Genomic DNA, 18,286 nt, shown 5'->3' on the forward strand with positions numbered 1-18,286 from the left:
TCCACAGGCCGCTTAATGTCATTCTCCCCCAATTCCTCCACCGCGCCGGCCTCCGCCGACGCTCGCCTGACCCTGTTGAAAGCCTGGTTGGCCCCTCTGAACCTCGTCGCGCCCGAATCCGCCCGCCCCGCTTCCAGCGATGCGAGCTTCCGCCGCTACTACCGTCTCGACGTGCTGCCAGGCAATGCAACATTGCCAGGAAGTACACTGATCGCCATGGATGCGCCGCCCGAGCGCGAAAACGTGCCCGCCTATATCAAGGTGGCCGGCTTGCTGAAAGGCGCCGGCGTGTCCGTGCCCGAGATCATCGCGCAAGACCTGGAACAGGGCTTCCTGCTGCTGTCCGACCTGGGCACGACCACCTATCTCGACGCCCTGAACCACGACAATGCCAGCGTGCTGTACGCCGAAGCGCTGGAATCGCTGATGAAAATCCAGCTGGCCAGCCAGCCCGACGTCTTGCCTGAATTCGACCGCGCCTTCATCCTGCGCGAAATGAATCTGTTCCCGGAATGGTTTATCGGCAAGCACCTGGGCGCCACCTTGACGGATGTGCAACAGACCCAGCTGGACAAGGTTTTCGAGGCCATCACGGCGAATATCTTGTCGCAGCAGCAAGTGTTCATGCACCGCGACTACCATTCGCGCAATTTGATGCACATCAACGATGGTTCCATCCCCAATCCCGGCATCCTCGACTTCCAGGACGCCGTCTTCGGCCCCGTCACCTACGACATCGCCTCGCTGCTGCGCGACGCGTATATCCAGTGGGATGAGGAACTGGTGCTCGACTGGGTGATCCGCTACTGGCAGCGCGCCAAGCAGCTGGGCTTGCCAGTCAATCCCGACATCGACGCCTTCTACCGCGATTTCGAATTCACGGCCCTGCAGCGCCACCTGAAAATCCTTGGCCTGTTCGCGCGCCTGAATTACCGCGATGGCAAGGATCTGTACATGGGCGACCTGCCAACCGTGCTCGACTACGTGCGCAAGACGGCCAACCGCTACACGGAACTCAAGCCGCTGGTACGTTTGCTCGATGCCCTCGAGAACAAAACGCCCCAAGTCGGCTACACCTTCTGAGGACACCGGCCAAAACCTACTGCGCGTCGCGCTTTGCGGCCGGCGATGCTCACCGTACTAGAGTACGGTTGCGCTTCTCGGCCACAAATCACTGCCGCTCGCTACGGTTTTGCCAGGTGTCGCTACTGCAGAATTAACTTATTGTACGGCTCACGCCACGCAACCTTTACCGAACGAAACAGAAAACGAGTCTCACCATGAAAGCCATGATCTTTGCCGCAGGCCGCGGTGAACGGATGCGTCCGCTTACCGATACCTGTCCCAAACCGCTGCTGAAAGTGCGCGGCCGTCCGCTGATCGTCTGGCATGTGCTGAACCTGGTGCGCGCCGGCATCACCGACATCGTCATCAACCATTCGCACCTAGGCCATCTGATCGAGGAAACCCTGGGCGACGGCAGCGCGTACGGCGCGCGCATCGCGTATTCGCCCGAGACCACGCCGCTGGAAACGGCAGGCGGCATCGCCCAGGCGCGCCACCTGCTGGGCGATGAACCCTTTCTCGCCATTTCCGGCGACATCTATTGCCCGTATTTCGACTTCAAGCAGGTACTCGACGTGCTGGCCGACAAGGACGTGCTGGGCACGCCGTATCCGGCCGACCAGCGCGACATCGCCTGGACTTACCTGGTGCCCAATCCCGACTTCCACCCACAGGGCGACTTCGGTCTGACCTTGTTCGCGATCAACAATACGGACGACACCAAGTGGACCTTCGCCAACATCGGCGTGTACCGCCCTGAAATGTTCGACGGCATCGCGCCCGGCAGCCACGCCAAGCTCGGCGATTTGTTGCGCCGGTATGCGGACCAGGGCCGCGTGGGCGGTGAAGTCTATCCCGGCGAGTGGACGAATGTGGGTACGCCGGCACAGCTCGACGCGCTCAATGGCGTGACAGCCAAGGCGCCCGCCGCATGATGGCCAACTACGCGGCCCGGCGCGCGGCGCTGCTGTCGCAGATGCTGCCGGGCAGCGTGGCTGTCATTGCCACGGCGCCCGAGGTGCCGCGCAACAGCGATTGCGATTATCCGTATCGCCACGACAGCTATTTCTATTACCTGAGCGGCTTTACGGAACCCGACAGCGCCGTGGCCCTCGTGGCCGCCAGCGCCACGGCGCCCGCGCGCGCCATCCTGTTTTGCCGCGCCAAGAACACGGAGCGCGAAATCTGGGACGGTTTCCGCCACGGCCCCGAGGCAGCCCGTGCCAGCTTCGGTTTTGACAGCGCCTTCCCCATCGAGGAACTCGACGTGGAAATGACGCGCCTGCTGGCCGACTGCCCCGCCATTTACTATGCGCTGGGCGGCAGCCTCGATGCGCAAGTAAAAGTCTGGCGGCACAACGTGCGGCAAAAGGCCCGCAGCGGCGTCACGGCGCCCGCCATCGCGCATGACGTCAATGACATGCTCGACGCCATGCGCCTGCTGAAAGACACGGAAGAACAGGGCCTGATGCGCCGCGCGGCCGCCATTTCCAGCGCCGCCCACGTGCGCGCCATGCGCGCCACGCGGCCCGGCATGCACGAATACGCGCTGGAAGCGGAGCTGCTGTACGAATTTCGCCGCAGCGGCGCGCAATTCCCCGCGTACTCCTCCATCGTGGCCGGCGGCGGCAACGCCTGCATCCTGCATTACAGCGCCAACAACGCGCTCTTACAAGACGGCGAACTGGTACTGATCGACGCCGGCTGCGAACTCGATGGCTATGCCTCCGACATCACGCGCACCTGGCCCGTCAACGGCCGTTTCAGCGGCCCGCAGCGGGCGCTGTATGAACTGGTGCTGGCGGCGCAGCAGGCGTCGCTGGACATGCTGCGTCCCGGCTTGCCGCACAGCGCCATCCACGAGGCGACCGTGCAGGTGCTGGCGCAGGGCATGCTGGACCTCGGTTTGCTGGACCGGCAGAAAAGCGGCGGCGTGCAGGACGTCATCGCCGACAAGGCGTATATGCCCTTCTACATGCACGGCACCAGCCACTGGCTGGGCATGGACGTGCACGACGTGGGCGCCTACCGCGACACGGATACCCCCGGCAAGCCGTGGCGCGCTTTGGCACCGGGCATGGTGCTGACGGTGGAGCCGGGCATCTATGTGCGCCCGGGCGCGGGCGTGCCGGAGCAGTTCTGGCATACGGGCATCCGCATCGAAGACGATGTGCTGGTCACGCCGCAAGGCCATGAAGTCTTCAGTTCGGCGCCCAAGAGCGTCGCTGAAATCGAACAACTGATGTCACAGGATTAACGCCGCCGCATGCATACACCGTCCACTTTCGATCTCGCCATCTGCGGCGCCGGCCCCGTCGGCATGGCGCTGGCCGCCCTGCTGGTGCAGCGCGGCGGCCGCGCCGCCGGCATCGTCCTGCTCGACGCCAAATCCATCGAACAAGCCAGGCGCGACCCGCGCACCATCGCCCTGTCGCACGGCAGCCGCCAGATTCTCGAGGAAGCGGGCGCCTGGCCTGTGGAGGCGACGCAGATCCACCAGATTCACGTTTCGCGCCGCGGCCAGTTCGGGCGCAGCCTGATGGACCGCGGCGAGCATGGCGTCGAAGCGCTCGGCTATGTCGCCCGTTACGGCGCCGTCGTCAGCGCGCTGGCCGACGTGTGCGAGCGCCTGGGCGTGGCCAGCCTGCGCCCGGCCCTGGTGACGGGCAGTGCCGAGGATGCCGACGGGGTCACAGTGCAGATCGAGCAGGCGGGCGCCGCCTCGAGCTTGCGCGCCAGCCTGCTGGTGCAAGCCGAGGGCGGCCTGTTCGGCCAGCAGCAGGAACGCGCCGTCAGCCGCGATTATGGCCAGAGCGCCATCATCGCCCATGTGCGCACAAGTAGCCCCATCGCCCACCGCGCGTATGAACGCTTCACCGACGAAGGCCCGCTGGCCCTGCTGCCTCAGGACGATGGCTACGCGCTGGTGTGGTGCGTGCCGCCCACGCGCGCCGAACAATTGCTGGCCCTGGACGACGCGGCCTTCCTGGCGCGCCTGGGCGCCGCCTTCGGCAGCCGCCTGGGACGCTTTACGCATACGACGGCGCGCCTGGCCTATCCATTGGGCCTGAACGCCCAAGGGGGCGGCACGCCGCGCACGGTCGCCATCGGCAATGCGGCGCAAACCCTGCACCCGGTGGCGGGACAGGGCTTGAACCTGGGCTTGCGCGACGCCGCCGTGCTGGCCCGCGTGCTGGCGCAGGACGGCAGCCCGGCCGGGCTGGAACGCTACGCCAGCCTGCGCCAGGCCGACCGGGGGCTGACCGTGCGCGTCACCGACACCATGGCGCGCATCTTCACGGGCAGCGCTCCCACACAGGGCTTGCTGGGCCTGTCGCTGGGCCTGCTGGACGCATTTCCCCCTGCACGCAAGGCATTGGCTGGGCTGATGATGTACGGCCGCCGCTAAGGCTTAGCAATAAGGAAAGAGCTGGGGCAAAAAAGAAACAGGGAACATATCCGGCATGGAGTAAACGGCCCGCGGATGCGACAATGGCTGTCACCTGGTTTCTGGCGACCGTTCCATGACAGATGCATTGCCCGCAGCACCGCCTGCCGCTCTTCCCGAAGTGCTGTTTTCCCGCCTGCTGGAAGACGCCCTCGACGCCGTCATCATCATCGACGAGCAGTGCCGCATCCGCTATATCAATGGCGCCATGCAGGCATTGTCCGGCTATGCCAGCGGAGAATTGCTGGGCCAGACCCTGAACGGCCTGCTGCCCGACGCCGTCGGCGCGCAGCACGACAACCACGTGATCAACTACATCCGCAGCTCGCGCACCTCCAGCGTGCTGGGCAAGATACGCGAATTCGCCATCCGCCACCGCGACACGCAGATGATCCCCATCGAAATGAAGGCGATGGACCTGGGCGTGGTCGACGGCATGCGCTATTTCGGCGCCTTTTTGCTCGACGTGCGCGAACGGCGCGAACTGGCGGCAAAGAACGCCAGCCTGCTGGCGCAGCTGGAACAGCAGGCGCTGCACGATGCGCTGACGTCGCTGCCGAACCGGCGCGCCTATGAAGCGCAAGCCGAGCAGGCGATGGCGCGCGCGGCGCGCAGCGGCGCCGCCCTGAGCGTGGGCGTGGCCGATCTCGACCATTTCAAGAAGATCAACGATCGCTATGGCCATGCCGTGGGCGACGCCGTGCTGCGCACGGTGTCGCAGGCGCTGCGCGACACGGGACGCATCACCGACGTGGCGGCGCGCCTCGGCGGCGAGGAATTCGGCCTGCTCTTCCCCGACGCCAGCCTGCAGCAGGCGCACCAGGTGGCCGAACGCATCCGCGCCGCCGTGGCAGCGGCCGTCACCGTGCTGCCCGACGGCGGCGCGCTGCACGTCACCATCAGCATCGGCGTGGCGCCGCTGGTGCAGGGCGCCAGCCTGGACGCGGCCATGTCGGATGCCGACAAGGCCCTGTATGTCGCCAAGCACCAGGGACGCAACCAGGTCGTCGCGGCAGCAGCCAGCCAATAAAAACGGCCCGCACAAGGCGGGCCGCTCGTCTTGCATCGAGCGACCTTACTCGATTGCCTTGACCATATCCTCGATCACCTTCTTGGCATCGCCAAACACCATCATCGTGTTCGGCTGGTAGAACAGGTCGTTGTCCAGGCCCGCATAGCCGGACGCCATCGAACGCTTGTTGACGATGATGCTCTTGGCCTTATAGGCTTCCAGAATCGGCATGCCGGCGATCGGCGATTTCGGGTCTTTCGCCGCCGGATTGACGACGTCATTCGCGCCCAGCACCAGCACCACATCCGTCTGGCCGAATTCGCCATTGATGTCTTCCATCTCGAAAACCTGGTCGTACGGCACTTCCGCCTCGGCCAGCAGCACGTTCATGTGGCCCGGCATGCGCCCCGCCACGGGGTGGATCGCGTACTTGACGGTGATGCCCTTGTGCGTGAGCTTTTCCACCAGTTCCTTCAGCGAGTGCTGCGCGCGCGCCACGGCCAGGCCGTAGCCGGGCACGATGATGACGGTTTCCGCATTGCCCATGATGAAGGCGGCGTCGTCGGCCGAACCCGATTTCACGGGACGCTGTTCCTGCGCACCCGCCGCGCCAGCGGCCGGCGCATCGCCGCCGAAGCCGCCGAGGATGACGTTGAAGAACGAACGGTTCATGGCCTTGCACATGATGTACGACAGGATCGCGCCCGAGGATCCCACGAGCGAACCGGCGATGATCAGCATCGAGTTATTCAGCGAAAAACCGATGCCGGCCGCGGCCCAGCCCGAATAACTGTTGAGCATCGACACCACCACCGGCATGTCGGCGCCGCCGATGGGGATGATGATCAGCACGCCCAGCGCAAAGGCGATGACGGTCATGACGATGAACGGCGTCCAGGCCGGCTCGACGCCGTCGGCGAAGCAGAACACCAGGCCCAGCGCGATCATCACCAGCGCCAGCACGAGGTTGAGCATGTGCTGGCCCTTGAAACTTACGGGCGCGCCCTGGAACAGGCGGAACTTGTATTTGCCCGACAGCTTGCCGAAGGCGATCACGGAACCGGAGAACGTGATGGCGCCGACAAAGGTGCCGATGAACAGCTCGAAGCGGTTTCCGATGGGCAGCGCCTCGCCGTGCTTGGCGATATTGAAGGCCCACGGTTCCGACACGGCCGCCACGGCGATGCACACGGCCGCCAGGCCGATCAGCGAGTGCATGGCCGCCACCAGTTCCGGCATCTTCGTCATTTCCACGGTTTTCGCCAGGTAGGCGCCGATGGCGCCGCCCGTGACGATGCCGATGATGACGAGGGTCAGGCCCATGCCGCCCGTTTGCTGCTCCTTCAGTTTCAGGATCAGCGCCACGGTGGTGACGGCGGCAATGGCCATGCCGCTCATGCCGAAGGCATTGCCGCGGCGCGCCGTCGAGGGCGACGACAGGCCTTTCAAGGCCTGGATGAAGCACACCGAGGCGATCAGGTACATCATCGTCACCAGGTTCATGGTGACGAAGCTCATGGCGTGACTCATTCTTTTGCTCCTTGCTTGGCTTTCGGTTCTTTTTTACGGAACATCTCGAGCATGCGCTGCGTGACGAGGAAGCCGCCGAACACGTTGACGGCGGCCAGCGCCACGGCCAGGGTGCCGGCCGCCTGCGCCAGCGGGCCTTGCGTCAGGCCAGCCGCCAGCATGGCGCCGACGATGATGATGGCGGAAATGGCATTGGTGACGGCCATCAGCGGCGTATGCAGCGCCGGCGTGACGGTCCAGACGACGTGGTAGCCGACATAAATGGCCAGCACGAAGATGATCAGGTTGGTGATGGTGTGACTGATTTCCATGATGTTGTTCTCTCCGGCGCCGCGTTATTTTCTGAGGATGTCATTGCCCGCGCAAACCAGGCTGGCCTTGATGATTTCATCCTCGCGGTCGATCAGCAATTGATCGTCCTTGTCGATGATGAGCTTTAAAAAGTCCAGCACATTGCGCGCATACAGGGCCGAGGCATCGGCCGCCACCAGGGTCGCCAGGTTCGGTTCGCCCACGATGTACACGCCGTGCTTGACCACCGTCTTGCCCAGTTCGGACAAGGGGCAGTTGCCGCCCTGCTCCACGGCCAGGTCGACGATGACGGAACCGGGCTTCATGGCTTTCACCGTTTCTTCGGAAATGAGCACGGGCGCGGCGCGGCCGGGAATCAGCGCGGTGGTGATGATGATGTCGGCCAGTTTCGCCCGTTCGTGAACGAGTTCAGCCTGGCGGCGCATCCAGTCGGCCGGCATGGCGCGCGCATAGCCGCCCGAGCCCTTGGCGATTTCCTTTTCTTCATCGGTGAGGAAAGGCACGTCGAGGAACTTGGCGCCCAGCGACTCCACCTGTTCCTTGACGGGTGGGCGCACGTCGGACGCCTCGATGACGGCGCCCAGGCGCTTGGCCGTGGCGATCGCCTGCAAACCTGCCACGCCCACGCCCATGATCAGCACGCGGGCCGCCTTGACGGTGCCGGCCGCCGTCATCAGCATCGGCATGAAGCGCTGATAGGTATTCGCGGCCACCAGCACGGCCTTGTAGCCGGCGATGTTCGCCTGCGACGACAGCACGTCCATCGACTGCGCGCGCGTGATGCGCGGCACGGCTTCCAGCGCGAAGGCGGACAGCCCGGCCGTGGCCATGGCGGCGATATTGTCCGCGTCAAACGGGTTGAGCATGCCGATCAGCACCGTGCCGCTGGCCATCAGGGCCCGTTCTTCGGCATCGGGCGCGCGCACCTTGAGCACGATGGCGCAGCCATAGGCTTCCTGGGCGGTGCCGATCTGCGCGCCGGCGGCGGCATACGCGTCGTCGGGAATCGATGCTTGCAAGCCCGCTCCCGACTGCACGACGATCTGATGCTTGGCTGCCAGCTTCTTGACTGTCTCGGGCGTAGCCGCCACCCGCGTTTCACCAGGCCGTGTTTCGGCCGGTATGCCTATCCTCATGATGCCTCCGCTAATTGATAAACTGACTAGAATCTAACACGGAAAGCAGCGCGTTAAACGTTTGTGAACCAGCAACTTTTAGTCGTACGACACTAATTTACCCGTAATACCAATCCTCGTTCCGCCATGCGGTATGGCGCCCGTATTGTGGGAAAGGTGTGTCAATCTCACCACAGTCGAGCACGTGTGCGCGCTTGTTTTGACCACCGGTAAAGCCTATATTAGCGGGCGTTTCCTGCCATCTTGCCGCCTAAGCCCCCATGCTAGTGCGCTCCCCGGGAAAGACGTAAGTACCTCCCACCGCTATTTGCTAAAACGTTGTCATTTATCAATATGTCCGCGCAACAGAAGGCCGGGTTCAAACCGCGCGCGCAGAACAAGATAAAATGTCGGCTCTTTCAAGGATGGAATCATGCCGAGAATCTGGAAACCCTCTGTCACCGTTGCCGCCATCGTCGAGCGCGACGGCCTGTTTTTACTGATTGAAGAAGAGACCAGCGAAGGCATCAAGATCAATCAACCGGCCGGTCACCTCGACCCGTTCGAGTCGCTGGAACAGGCGGTGATCCGCGAAACGCTGGAAGAAGCGGCCTACGATTTCATCCCCACGGCACTGGTCGGCATGTACATGTCGCGCTATCAGTCACTGCGCACGGGCGAGGACGTGACCTATTTGCGCTTCACCTTTTGCGGCACGGCCGGCGCCGAGCATGACCGCCCGCTGGACGAAGGCATCATCCGCACCCTGTGGATGACGCGCGACGAACTGGCCGCGTGCCAGGAACGCCACCGCAGCCCGCTGGTGCTGCAGTGCGTGGACGAATACCTGGCCGGCCGGCGCGCGCCGCTGGCCCTGCTGCACACGCATGCGTCCGTTTTCAATAGCGCATAGCAATACGCATTGCCATATTATTAAAGTAACTGGAAAGCAAGATGAGCAAGAAGAAAGTCGTTATCGGCATGTCGGGCGGGGTCGATTCCTCGGTCGCGGCATGGATGCTGAAGGAACAAGGCTATGAAGTCATCGGCCTGTTCATGAAAAACTGGGAAGATGACGACGATTCGGAATACTGCTCCACGCGCCAGGACTGGATCGACGCGGCCAGCGTGGCCGACGTCATCGGCGTCGATATCGAAGCCGTCAATTTCGCCTCCGAATACAAGGACCGCGTGTTCGCCGATTTCTTGCGCGAATACCAGGCCGGCCGCACGCCGAACCCGGACGTGCTGTGCAACGCCGAAATCAAGTTCAAGGCCTTCCTCGACCACGCCATGACCCTGGGCGCCGACCTGATCGCCACCGGCCACTATGCGCGCGTGCGCCAGGCGCCTCTAGATGCGGGCCGCTATGAACTGCTGAAAGCCGTCGACGCCAGCAAGGACCAAAGCTACTTCCTGCACCGATTGAACCAGGCGCAGTTGTCCAAGACTTTGTTCCCGCTCGGTGAAATCCCGAAGACGCAAGTGCGCCAGATCGCCGAGAAACTGGCCCTGCCGAACGCGCAAAAGAAGGATTCCACGGGCATCTGTTTTATCGGCGAACGCCCGTTCCGCGAATTTTTGAACCGCTACCTGTCGTACAAGCCGGGCCCAATGAAAACGGCCGACGGCAAGACCGTGGGCGAACACGTGGGGCTGAGTTTTTATACCCTGGGCCAGCGCAAGGGCATCGGCATCGGCGGCGTGAAGTCGTACCAGAATGCGGACGGCAGCAGCGACGCCTGGTATGTGGCGCGCAAGGATATCGCCAACAATACCCTGTGGGTGGTGCAGGGCCATGACCATCCGTGGCTGCTGTCGCCGGCCTTGACGGCCGACCAGGCCAGCTGGGTTGCCGGCGTGGCGCCGCAAGCAGGTGCATTGAGCGCCAAGACGCGCTACCGCCAGGCCGACGTGGCTTGCCAGCTGCTGCCGGACGGGAATGAACACTTCAGCCTGGCCTTCGACCAGGCGCAATGGGCCGTCACGCCAGGCCAGTCGGCCGTGCTGTACGACGGCGACGTGTGCCTCGGCGGCGGCATTATCGCCAGCGCGAGCGGCCTGGAAGGCGTCTAACTATTGCCTTGCGCGGCGGCAGCCAAGGCCTGCTGCTGCTTGCGCACCATGGCAATCACCGTATTGCGCACGGTTTTCAGCACCGTGTCGGCCATGAACGGTTTCACGATGAAGCCCGACACGCCCATGGCGTGGGCGGCCTGCAGCGAGGCGGCATCGATGCCGCCCGAGACCATGAAAATGAGCGTCTTCGGATACTGGGCGCGGATGGTTTGCACCACATTCGTCCCATCTTCCACCTGCTCGCGCGCGATGCACACGAAATGCGGGTGGTGCTTGACCAGCAGCGCCAGCCCCAGCGCGCTCGTATGCGTCTGCCCGCAGACATCGTAGCCGCCATCGGTCAGGACCGTGTTCAGCAGGCCGCGCGCCACGGCGCTGCTATCGATCAGGACTGTCTTTAACATCATGATTTACTTCCCTTGCTTGATTGTTCTTGCCTGGCGCTCTACTTTTCCCACGCCAGCTTGTTCCAGGTGACACCCAAGGTTACGTCGGTCTTGAGTTCCACTAACTTTCTTGAAAGATACAGTATTTCCCGCTCTTTTCGCAGGCTTTCGCCCAGCGCACCGGGCAAAATGCCCGCGCCGGCCATCACGGCGTCGATATTGCCGTAGGCGCGCAACAGTTTCGCGCCCGTTTTCAGGCCGATCTTCGACACGCCGGGGATGCTGTCGGTGACGTCGCCCATCAGCGCCAGCAGGTCGGGCAGTAGTTCCGGCGGCACGCCGAACTTTTTCTCGACCCAGGCGTGGTCGTGCCAGATGCCCTTGAAGTGATCCCAGACGAGCGCGCCGTGCGCGATCAAGCCATGCAAGTCCTTGTCGGTGGTGGCGATGACGGCCGCGCCGCGCCCCTCGTGCAGCCAGCGCATGACGGCCGTGCCGATCACGTCGTCGGCCTCGACCTCGGGAATGCTGACCACGTGCATGCCGAAGCTGGCCAGGGTGTCGTAAAAGCCGGGCAAGGCGTCGCGCAGCACCTGCGGCATGGGCTGGCGCCCCTCGCGGTAACCGGCATACAGGGCGTGGCGCCAGGTCGGGCCACCGAAATCGAAGGCCGGCAGGATATGCGTCGGCTCGTGGTCGTTGATGAGGGTGCGGAATGACGACAGCGCATGGCGCAGCGCGATCTCCGCCTTCAGGTCGGAATCGGGTTCAGGACTGGCTTCGTAGACGCGGCGTACGATATTCAAGCCGTCGATAGCGAGGAGTCTGGCCATGCGGTAAGTGGATACTGGTTGAATCGGGCATTTTACCGTATGGTTCCCCGCACATCGGGCCTGAATGCCGCTTATTTGGCGAAATCGTAGGGCCCGCCACGTTCGAGCGCGCGCTGGTAGGCCGGCCGCGCATGAATGCGCTGCAGGAACGCCGTCAGCTTCGGCAGGCGCTCGTCGAGTCCGCCGCGCATGGCGGCCGCTTCCAGCGGAAAACTCATCTGGATGTCGGCCGCCGTGAATTCATTGCCGGCAAACCATTTGCTGTTCTCCAGCTCCGCTTCCATGTAGGCCAGCTGGCTGGTGATATTGGGCAGGATGAAGCTGCTCTTGACCTTGCTAGCGATGCCGCGTGCGATCGGCTTGACGAAAAACGGCATCGGCGACGATTCGACCTTGTCGAACACCAGCTTCATCAGCAGCGGCGGCATGGCCGAGCCTTCCGCGAAATGCAGCCAGTAAGTCCAGCGCAGCTTGTCCGGCGTGCCAGCCGCCGGGATCAAACGGCCATTGCCGTAGCGCTCGACCAGGTACTCGATGATGGCGCCCGATTCGGCGATGGTGTTGGCGCCATCGGTGATCACGGGCGACTTGCCCAGCGGATGCACGGCTTTCAAGGAAGCGGGCGCCAGCATGGTTTTCGGGTCGCGCTGGTAGCGCTTGACCTCGTAGTCGAGGCCCAGCTCTTCAAGCAGCCAGAGCACGCGCTGCGAGCGCGAATTGTTCAGATGGTGGACGACGATCATGGCGATTTCCGGTAAACGATGGTTGAGTTCCAGTATAGCCGGACACCGCGCACAGGACGCGCGCGGCATCAATTCGCCCATTCATGCGAAAATGTATTACGCCTGAACAATATTTTTCTTGACAACTTATTGACAATCATGCATCTTAATTCTTTTTCAACTGCAAGGATTCCTGGCGTGGATATCGACACCAACACCCCGAACACCCAGCGCGAAGCCATCACCTTCAGCGCCACCGGCAGCGAATACTTCCGCATCTGGATCGTCAACCTGCTGCTGAGCATCGTCACCCTGGGCATTTACTCCGCCTGGGCCAAGGTGCGCCGCAACCGCTATTTCTATTCGAGCACCCACCTGGCTGGCAGCAGCTTCGAATACCATGGCAATGCCGTGGCCATCCTGAAGGGCCGCATCGCGGCCGTCGTGCTGATCGGCGGCTACAACATCGCCCTGAAGGTTTCGCCCATCGTGGGCCTGCTGATGTTCGTGCTGCTGGCCGCCATTTTGCCCTGGCTGATATGGAAAAGCCTGCAGTTCAAGCTGTACAACACCAGCTACCGGGGCATCCGCTTCGGTTTCGGCGGCAGCGCCCGGGAAGCCTACAAGTATTTCCTGTGGTTGCCCATCCTCAATACCTTCACCCTGGGCTTGATGACGCCATTCCTGCACCAGCGCCTGAAGCGCTTTCAGCACACGCAAAGCCGTTTCGGCGCCACCCATTTCAGCTTTGACGCCACGGTCGGCAGCTTCTACAAGACCTATCTGCTGTTCTTCGCGCTGCTGCTGGGCGGCCTGCTGGTCCTGATTTTCGTCGTCTTCGGCAGCGTGTTCACCTCGTTTGCGGCCAATATGAATGACAAGGCCAAGGTTGGCAGCCTGCTGTTTGCCATCGGCGCCTTGTACCTGTGGGCGTTCACCGTGCTGCCGCTGTTCATGACCATGATCCAGAACCTGATCTGGAACCATACGCGCTTGCAGCAGCACCAGTTCCAGTCGCAGCTGACCTGGGGCCGTACCACCTTCATCATGCTGACCAACCTGCTGGGCGTCGTCGTCACACTGGGCCTGTTCGCGCCATTCGCCCATGTGCGCTGGCTGAAGTACCGCCTGGAAGCGACGTCGATGCTGGTGCACGGCAGCCTGGATGAGTTTGTCGCCGCCACGGGCCAGCAAGTGTCGGCCACGGGCGAAGGCATGGCCGACCTGCTGGACTTCGACCTGTCGATGTAAGCAATGCACGCCGACACGCAAGAAGACCACGCCGCGCTGGCCGCCCGCTATTTCGACGGCCAGAGTTCGCGCCTGTACCACGTGACGCTCAGCGTGCGCGATGGAGTCGCCGTGCTGGCCGGCGATATCGCGCGCAGCTGCCCGCTGGGCGAGCTGCACGTGTCCGAACGCAGCAGCCACGCCGTGCGCAAGGTCAGCTTCCCCGACGGCGCCTACCTGGAGATCGCCGACCAGGCGGCCTTCAACAGCCTGCTGCACGCCACGGGCCACCGCGACGGCTGGGTGGTGCGGCTGCAGCAAAGCTGGCGCGGCGCCCTGCTGGCCACGGTCGCCACGGTGCTGGCCCTATGGCTCAGCTATCAGTACCTGCTGCCCGTGGTGGCGAAAGGGGTCGCGTATGCGATTCCCCAGTCCGTCGAGCGCCAGCTGGGCCAGGGCGTGCTCGATTTCCTCGACCAGCACGTATTTGAGGCGAGCAAGCTTGCTGACGCGCGCCAGCAAGCCTTGCGCGCCCAGTTCGCGCGCCTGGCCACGCCCGGCGACGGCACGCCCCAGCACCGCATCGTTTTCCGCAAGAGCAAGATCGGTCCGAACGCGTTCGCCCTGCCGTCCGGCGACATCGTGCTGACCGATGAAATGATCGAACTGCTGCCGGACGACCTGGCCATCATGGGCGTGCTGGCGCATGAGCTGGGGCATTTACAGCAGCGCCACCTGACGCGGCGCATCATCCAGACTTCGGCCGTCGGCGCCGGCGCCGCGCTGCTGTTCGGCGACGTGTCGACGGTGGTGGCGACCCTGCCGCCGCTGCTGCTGGACTTGAAGTATTCGCGCGACGTCGAACGCGACGCGGACGACTACGCCATCGCCATGCTGCGCCAGAACGGCATCCCGCTGGAACACCTGGCGCAAGTGTTTGTCGCCCTGGGCAAGCTGGACCAGGGCACGCCCTACCTGTCGAGCCATCCGGCCAGCACTGAACGGGTCGAGCGTATCCGCGCCGCACAGCGCTAATCCCGCGCGGCGTCCACGGGGCGCCGCGTTCTTTCCCACCAGCACGTTCCGCGATTCGAAGGTAGACTCAGCAGTATCAGTCTGACTTCACCGGAGTGCCCATGCACCTAGTACCATTTCGCTACCTGACCTTCATTGCGACGGCAGCCATCTTTGTCCTGTCCCTGTTTTACTACGATCATTACTGGCTGCCCGTGCTGGCCGGTGCGCTGACCCTGGTCGGCATCAGCGACCTGCTGCAAACGAAGCGCGCCCTGCGCCGCAACTACCCCATCCTCGCGCATTTCCGTTTTTTCTTCGAGAGCATCCGCCCCGAAATCCGCCAGTATTTCCTGGAAAGCGACAGCGAGGCGACGCCGTTCTCGCGCAGCCAGCGCAGCATCGTCTACCAGCGCGCCAAGGAGCAGACGGACAAGCGTCCGTTCGGCACCCAGCTCGACGTGTATGCAGCGGGCTATGAATGGATCAACCATTCCATCGCGCCCGCCAAGGTGACGGGCCACGACTTCCGCATCGAGATCGGCAACCATCCGGACTGCCCGCGTGAAAAGCCGTATTCGGCCAGCGTCTTCAATATCTCGGCGATGAGCTTTGGCGCCCTGTCGGCCAACGCCATCCTGGCCCTGAACGGCGGCGCGCGCAGCGGCGGCTTCATGCACGATACGGGCGAAGGCAGCATCAGCCCCTATCACCGTGAAAACGGCGGCGACCTGGTGTGGGAAATCGGCTCCGGCTACTTCGGCTGCCGCAACCAGGACGGCACGTTTTCGGAAGAGCGCTTCATCGCCAACGCCAGCTCCGAGCAAGTGAAAATGATCGAGCTGAAAATGTCGCAGGGCGCGAAACCCGGCCACGGCGGCGTGCTGCCCGGCCCGAAAGTGACGATCGAGATCGCCACCACGCGCGGCGTGATGGTGGGCGAGGATTGCGTCTCGCCGGCCGCGCACAGCGCCTTTTCCACGCCACTGGAAATGCTGCACTTTATCGACCGCCTGCGCACGCTCTCCGGCGGCAAGCCGACGGGCTTCAAGCTGGCCATCGGCCACCCGTGGGAATTTTTCGCCATCGTGAAAGCCATGCTGGAAACGGGCATCACGCCCGACTTCATCGTCGTCGACGGCAGCGAAGGGGGCACGGGCGCCGCGCCCCTGGAATTCACGGACCACGTGGGCACGCCGCTGCAGGAAGCGCTGGTGCTCGTGCATAACACGTTGGTGGGCGCCAACCTGCGCGCGAAGATCAAGATCGGCTGCTCGGGCAAGATCATCACGGCCTTCGACATCGCCCGCCTGCTGGCGCTGGGCGCCGACTGGTGCAATTCGGCGCGCGGCTTCATGTTCGCGCTGGGCTGCATCCAGTCGCAAAGCTGCCACACGGACCGCTGCCCGACGGGCGTGGCCACGCAAGACCCGCAACGCCAGCGCGCGCTGGTGGTATCCGACAAGATCGCCCGCGTGGCGCACTTCCATCAAAACACCATGAAGGCGCTGGCCGAACTGATCGCCGCCGCCGGCCTGGCGCACCCGCAGGAACTGCGTCCGCATCACCTGGTGCGCCGCATCTCGCCGAATCAGGTGAAACTGGCGTCGGCCCTGCTGCCCTTCCTGGAAGCGGGCCAGCTGCTCGACCCGAGCCAGCTGCCGCAACTGCCGCCCGTGTTCGGCCTGTACTGGCCCAAGGCGCAAGCGGCTTCGTTCCAGCGCCTCGATTGATGCCGGCACTACGCAAGTGGAGCAATACCACTTAATAACCACTTGCGCAAAAACCCAAATCCAATACAATACCAAAACGAGTACAAAACCAAGGCAGCTTTCCGGTGACCGCCACGATGCGCCACCACGGTGCCAGAATACGTATGCCGTCGTCAAAATACATACCGGAGGAGTTGCAGCATGGAGCAGGGTTTGCGCGAGAAAGTAGGACAGCTATTCATGGTGGGCTTCGACGCCCTGCAGGCGGACGAGCATATCAAGACCTTGATACGCGAAAAAAAGGTGGGCGGCGTGATCCTGTTCCGCCGCAACGTGCACACGCCCGCGCAAGTGTCCGCCCTGTGCCGCGAACTGCAGGAGATCAACGCGGAAGTGTCCGACATTCCGCTGCTGATCTCCATCGACCAGGAAGGCGGCATGGTGATGCGCATCGAGCAGGGCGTGACGCCAATTCCCGCCGCGATGGCCTTCCAGGCTGCCGGCTCCATCGACGACTGCGAACGCATGAACCAGATCAGCGGCGATGAAATGCGCCAGCTGGGCATCAACCTGCTGCTCGCGCCCGTGCTCGATGTGAACAACAACCGCAACAACCCCGTCATCGGCGTGCGCGCGTATGGCGAGGATGCCGCCACCGTCATCGCCTACGGCATGGCGGCCATGCGCGGCCAGCGCGCCAGCGGCATGGCCGTCACCGCCAAGCATTTCCCCGGCCACGGCGACACGGCCACCGACACGCATTACGCCATGGCCCTGGTCCCGCACGGCAAGGATCGCCTGCACGCCGTGGAACTGGCGCCGTTCCGCGCGGCCATTGCCGGCGGCGTCGACGCCATCATGACGGCGCACGTGGTCTTCCCCGCTTTCGAGGCCGATACCAAGGTGCCGGCGACCCTGTCGAAAGGCGTGCTGACGGACCTGCTGCGCGGCGAGTTGAAATATCAGGGCGTGGTCATCACCGACTGCCTGGAAATGGCGGCGATTGCCGACGGCATCGGCATCGCCCAGGGCGCCATCGCCACCTTGCAGGCGGGCGCCGACATCGTCCTCATTTCGCACCGCGAAGCGCAGCAGACGGCCGCCATCGACGCCGTCATCGCGGCCGTGGAGCGCGGCGACATCGCCATCGACCGCATCGACGCCGCTTGCGCGCGCGTGGCTGAACTCAAGCGCAACCGCGCCGTGCGCGACTGGCGCGAACGTCCCGTCACGCCGCCGGCGCTGATGCAGCCAGCCGCCATGGCCCTGTCGCAGCTGCTGCAAAAAGCCGCCTTGCGCGTGCAGGGCGACTACCGCCCGCTCGACGCCAGCCTGCCCGTGACCCTGCTGACGGTGGAAGTGCGTTCGCGCAGCGAAATCGACGAAGTGGCGCTGGGCCGCAACAAGGAGGCGCGCAGCTCGATGCTGCCGGCGCTGCTCGAAGCGGGCCTGGACGTGCGCGAGTACGCCTTGTCGGCCGAAGCGCTGGACGACGAAGTTAACGAGGCCATCGCCTTTGCGCAAGGCGCGCGGCAGATCGTGCTGCAAACGTATAACGCCATGTTCGTCGATGGCCAGCGCCGCCTCGTCGAAGCCCTGCCGCAGGATACACTGTGGCTGGTGGCGGGCCGTTTGCCGTATGACCTGGACCTGGCGCCCAACGCGCAAGGCCGCCTGGCCGCCTTCGGCTGCCGCCCGGCAGCGCTGGTGCCGGTGGTCGACAAACTGGCCGGTAAAGCTTGATCCATGACACCTGACAAAAAAGACGCGTAAGAATAAGTGGCAACAACAAATTGAAAAGCCCTTCAGAGAAGGGCTTTCACTTAAT

Annotated in this window: 17 protein-coding genes; 11 read left to right on the forward strand and 6 right to left on the reverse strand. The window is 63.7% G+C overall.

The genetic code is table 11. The features are described 5' to 3' along the window. The first annotated feature begins 15 nt into the window (after positions 1 to 15). The 5 genes from FG13_RS16875 to FG13_RS16895 all read left to right on the forward strand — a co-directional run bounded on the left by FG13_RS16875 (position 16) and on the right by FG13_RS16895 (position 5,543). Positions 16 to 1,083, forward strand: coding sequence for an aminoglycoside phosphotransferase family protein (locus tag FG13_RS16875; RefSeq protein WP_035822738.1), 1,068 nt, complete (start codon positions 16 to 18; stop codon positions 1,081 to 1,083). A gap of 197 nt (positions 1,084 to 1,280) precedes the next feature. Continuing rightward, complete coding sequence (gene murU / locus FG13_RS16880; RefSeq protein WP_035822740.1) at positions 1,281 to 2,000, forward strand: N-acetylmuramate alpha-1-phosphate uridylyltransferase MurU; 720 nt, start codon at positions 1,281 to 1,283, stop codon at positions 1,998 to 2,000. After that, positions 2,000 to 3,322: a Xaa-Pro aminopeptidase gene (pepP, locus tag FG13_RS16885; RefSeq protein ID WP_035828352.1), complete on the forward strand. Its 1,323-nt coding sequence runs from the start codon at positions 2,000 to 2,002 to the stop codon at positions 3,320 to 3,322. The genes murU and pepP overlap by 1 nt, the downstream gene beginning before the upstream one ends. A gap of 9 nt (positions 3,323 to 3,331) precedes the next feature. Further along, positions 3,332 to 4,474 carry a UbiH/UbiF/VisC/COQ6 family ubiquinone biosynthesis hydroxylase gene (locus FG13_RS16890; RefSeq protein ID WP_035822743.1) on the forward strand — a complete coding sequence of 381 codons (1,143 nt, stop codon included), beginning with the start codon at positions 3,332 to 3,334 and terminating at the stop codon, positions 4,472 to 4,474. Positions 4,475 to 4,589: 115 nt separating this feature from the next. Next, entirely contained in the window at positions 4,590 to 5,543 is a 954-nt protein-coding gene (locus tag FG13_RS16895; protein ID WP_081922615.1) for a GGDEF domain-containing protein, read from the forward strand. Positions 5,544 to 5,588: 45 nt separating this feature from the next. Here the strand turns inward: FG13_RS16895 and FG13_RS16900 are convergent, their stop codons facing one another. The 3 genes from FG13_RS16900 to FG13_RS16910 are packed head-to-tail and all read right to left on the reverse strand — an operon-like array spanning position 5,589 to position 8,503. Then, the gene (locus FG13_RS16900) at positions 5,589 to 7,043 is read right to left on the reverse strand and encodes an NAD(P)(+) transhydrogenase (Re/Si-specific) subunit beta (RefSeq protein ID WP_035822747.1); all 1,455 of its coding nucleotides are present in this window, start codon (positions 7,041 to 7,043) and stop codon (positions 5,589 to 5,591) included. An 8-nt stretch (positions 7,044 to 7,051) separates the two neighbouring features. Continuing rightward, on the reverse strand, positions 7,052 to 7,366 hold the full coding sequence (locus tag FG13_RS16905) for an NAD(P) transhydrogenase subunit alpha (RefSeq protein ID WP_035822749.1): 315 nt from the start codon (positions 7,364 to 7,366) through the stop codon (positions 7,052 to 7,054). 24 nt (positions 7,367 to 7,390) lie between these two features. Then, a complete protein-coding gene (locus tag FG13_RS16910) occupies positions 7,391 to 8,503 on the reverse strand; it encodes a Re/Si-specific NAD(P)(+) transhydrogenase subunit alpha (protein ID WP_035822752.1) in 1,113 nt (370 codons plus the stop codon). Between the two features lie 412 nt (positions 8,504 to 8,915). Here FG13_RS16910 and FG13_RS16915 point away from each other — a divergent pair, with 412 nt between their 5' ends. Both FG13_RS16915 and mnmA read left to right on the forward strand, forming a co-directional pair. After that, on the forward strand, positions 8,916 to 9,395 hold the full coding sequence (locus FG13_RS16915) for an NUDIX hydrolase (protein ID WP_034745637.1): 480 nt from the start codon (positions 8,916 to 8,918) through the stop codon (positions 9,393 to 9,395). Positions 9,396 to 9,436: 41 nt separating this feature from the next. Continuing rightward, positions 9,437 to 10,558, forward strand: a complete 1,122-nt coding sequence (mnmA, locus tag FG13_RS16920; RefSeq protein WP_035822755.1) for a tRNA 2-thiouridine(34) synthase MnmA — start codon at positions 9,437 to 9,439, stop codon at positions 10,556 to 10,558. Here the strand turns inward: mnmA and FG13_RS16925 are convergent. The 3 genes from FG13_RS16925 to FG13_RS16935 form a co-directional block, all read right to left on the reverse strand. After that, the gene (locus FG13_RS16925) at positions 10,555 to 10,965 is read right to left on the reverse strand and encodes a response regulator (RefSeq protein WP_035828354.1); all 411 of its coding nucleotides are present in this window, start codon (positions 10,963 to 10,965) and stop codon (positions 10,555 to 10,557) included. The genes mnmA and FG13_RS16925 overlap by 4 nt on opposite strands. Before the next feature lie 41 nt (positions 10,966 to 11,006). Further along, entirely contained in the window at positions 11,007 to 11,780 is a 774-nt protein-coding gene (locus FG13_RS16930; RefSeq protein ID WP_035822757.1) for a 5'-3' exonuclease, read from the reverse strand. Between the two features lie 71 nt (positions 11,781 to 11,851). Further along, positions 11,852 to 12,523 (reverse strand): glutathione S-transferase, encoded by a 672-nt coding sequence (locus tag FG13_RS16935; protein WP_035822759.1) that lies wholly within the window; start codon positions 12,521 to 12,523, stop codon positions 11,852 to 11,854. Positions 12,524 to 12,700: 177 nt separating this feature from the next. On the opposite strand from FG13_RS16935, the gene FG13_RS16940 reads away from it, so the two are divergent. The 4 genes from FG13_RS16940 (at position 12,701) to nagZ (ending at position 18,201) form a co-directional block, all read left to right on the forward strand. Next, positions 12,701 to 13,753 (forward strand): YjgN family protein, encoded by a 1,053-nt coding sequence (locus tag FG13_RS16940; RefSeq protein WP_235211753.1) that lies wholly within the window; start codon positions 12,701 to 12,703, stop codon positions 13,751 to 13,753. Positions 13,754 to 13,756: 3 nt separating this feature from the next. Then, positions 13,757 to 14,767 carry a M48 family metallopeptidase gene (locus tag FG13_RS16945; RefSeq protein WP_035822761.1) on the forward strand — a complete coding sequence of 337 codons (1,011 nt, stop codon included), beginning with the start codon at positions 13,757 to 13,759 and terminating at the stop codon, positions 14,765 to 14,767. 101 nt (positions 14,768 to 14,868) lie between these two features. After that, the gene (locus tag FG13_RS16950; RefSeq protein ID WP_035822763.1) at positions 14,869 to 16,479 is read left to right on the forward strand and encodes an FMN-binding glutamate synthase family protein; all 1,611 of its coding nucleotides are present in this window, start codon (positions 14,869 to 14,871) and stop codon (positions 16,477 to 16,479) included. A gap of 180 nt (positions 16,480 to 16,659) precedes the next feature. After that, entirely contained in the window at positions 16,660 to 18,201 is a 1,542-nt protein-coding gene (nagZ, locus tag FG13_RS16955; RefSeq protein WP_035822764.1) for a beta-N-acetylhexosaminidase, read from the forward strand. The last annotated feature ends 85 nt before the right edge of the window (positions 18,202 to 18,286 follow it).

Source organism: Janthinobacterium sp. RA13, from assembly GCF_000745325.1.
In the GTDB taxonomy this organism is placed as follows: domain Bacteria; phylum Pseudomonadota; class Gammaproteobacteria; order Burkholderiales; family Burkholderiaceae_D; genus Janthinobacterium; species Janthinobacterium rivuli.

Bases quoted from the DNA above. Each gene is read 5' to 3' on its own strand.
- nagZ (WP_035822764.1), top strand. From the start codon at position 16,660: ATGGAGCAGGGTTTGCGCGAGAAAGTAGGACAGCTATTCATGGTGGGC.
- pepP (WP_035828352.1), top strand. From the start codon at position 2,000: ATGGCCAACTACGCGGCCCGGCGCGCGGCGCTGCTGTCGCAGATGCTG.
- mnmA (WP_035822755.1), top strand. From the start codon at position 9,437: ATGAGCAAGAAGAAAGTCGTTATCGGCATGTCGGGCGGGGTCGATTCC.
- FG13_RS16935 (WP_035822759.1), bottom strand. From the start codon at position 12,523: ATGATCGTCGTCCACCATCTGAACAATTCGCGCTCGCAGCGCGTGCTC.
- FG13_RS16890 (WP_035822743.1), top strand. From the start codon at position 3,332: ATGCATACACCGTCCACTTTCGATCTCGCCATCTGCGGCGCCGGCCCC.
- FG13_RS16915 (WP_034745637.1), top strand. From the start codon at position 8,916: ATGCCGAGAATCTGGAAACCCTCTGTCACCGTTGCCGCCATCGTCGAG.
- FG13_RS16900 (WP_035822747.1), bottom strand. From the start codon at position 7,043: ATGAGCTTCGTCACCATGAACCTGGTGACGATGATGTACCTGATCGCC.
- murU (WP_035822740.1), top strand. From the start codon at position 1,281: ATGAAAGCCATGATCTTTGCCGCAGGCCGCGGTGAACGGATGCGTCCG.
- FG13_RS16875 (WP_035822738.1), top strand. From the start codon at position 16: ATGTCATTCTCCCCCAATTCCTCCACCGCGCCGGCCTCCGCCGACGCT.
- FG13_RS16905 (WP_035822749.1), bottom strand. From the start codon at position 7,366: ATGGAAATCAGTCACACCATCACCAACCTGATCATCTTCGTGCTGGCC.
- FG13_RS16925 (WP_035828354.1), bottom strand. From the start codon at position 10,965: ATGTTAAAGACAGTCCTGATCGATAGCAGCGCCGTGGCGCGCGGCCTG.
- FG13_RS16950 (WP_035822763.1), top strand. From the start codon at position 14,869: ATGCACCTAGTACCATTTCGCTACCTGACCTTCATTGCGACGGCAGCC.
- FG13_RS16895 (WP_081922615.1), top strand. From the start codon at position 4,590: ATGACAGATGCATTGCCCGCAGCACCGCCTGCCGCTCTTCCCGAAGTG.
- FG13_RS16945 (WP_035822761.1), top strand. From the start codon at position 13,757: ATGCACGCCGACACGCAAGAAGACCACGCCGCGCTGGCCGCCCGCTAT.
- FG13_RS16910 (WP_035822752.1), bottom strand. From the start codon at position 8,503: ATGAGGATAGGCATACCGGCCGAAACACGGCCTGGTGAAACGCGGGTG.
- FG13_RS16930 (WP_035822757.1), bottom strand. From the start codon at position 11,780: ATGGCCAGACTCCTCGCTATCGACGGCTTGAATATCGTACGCCGCGTC.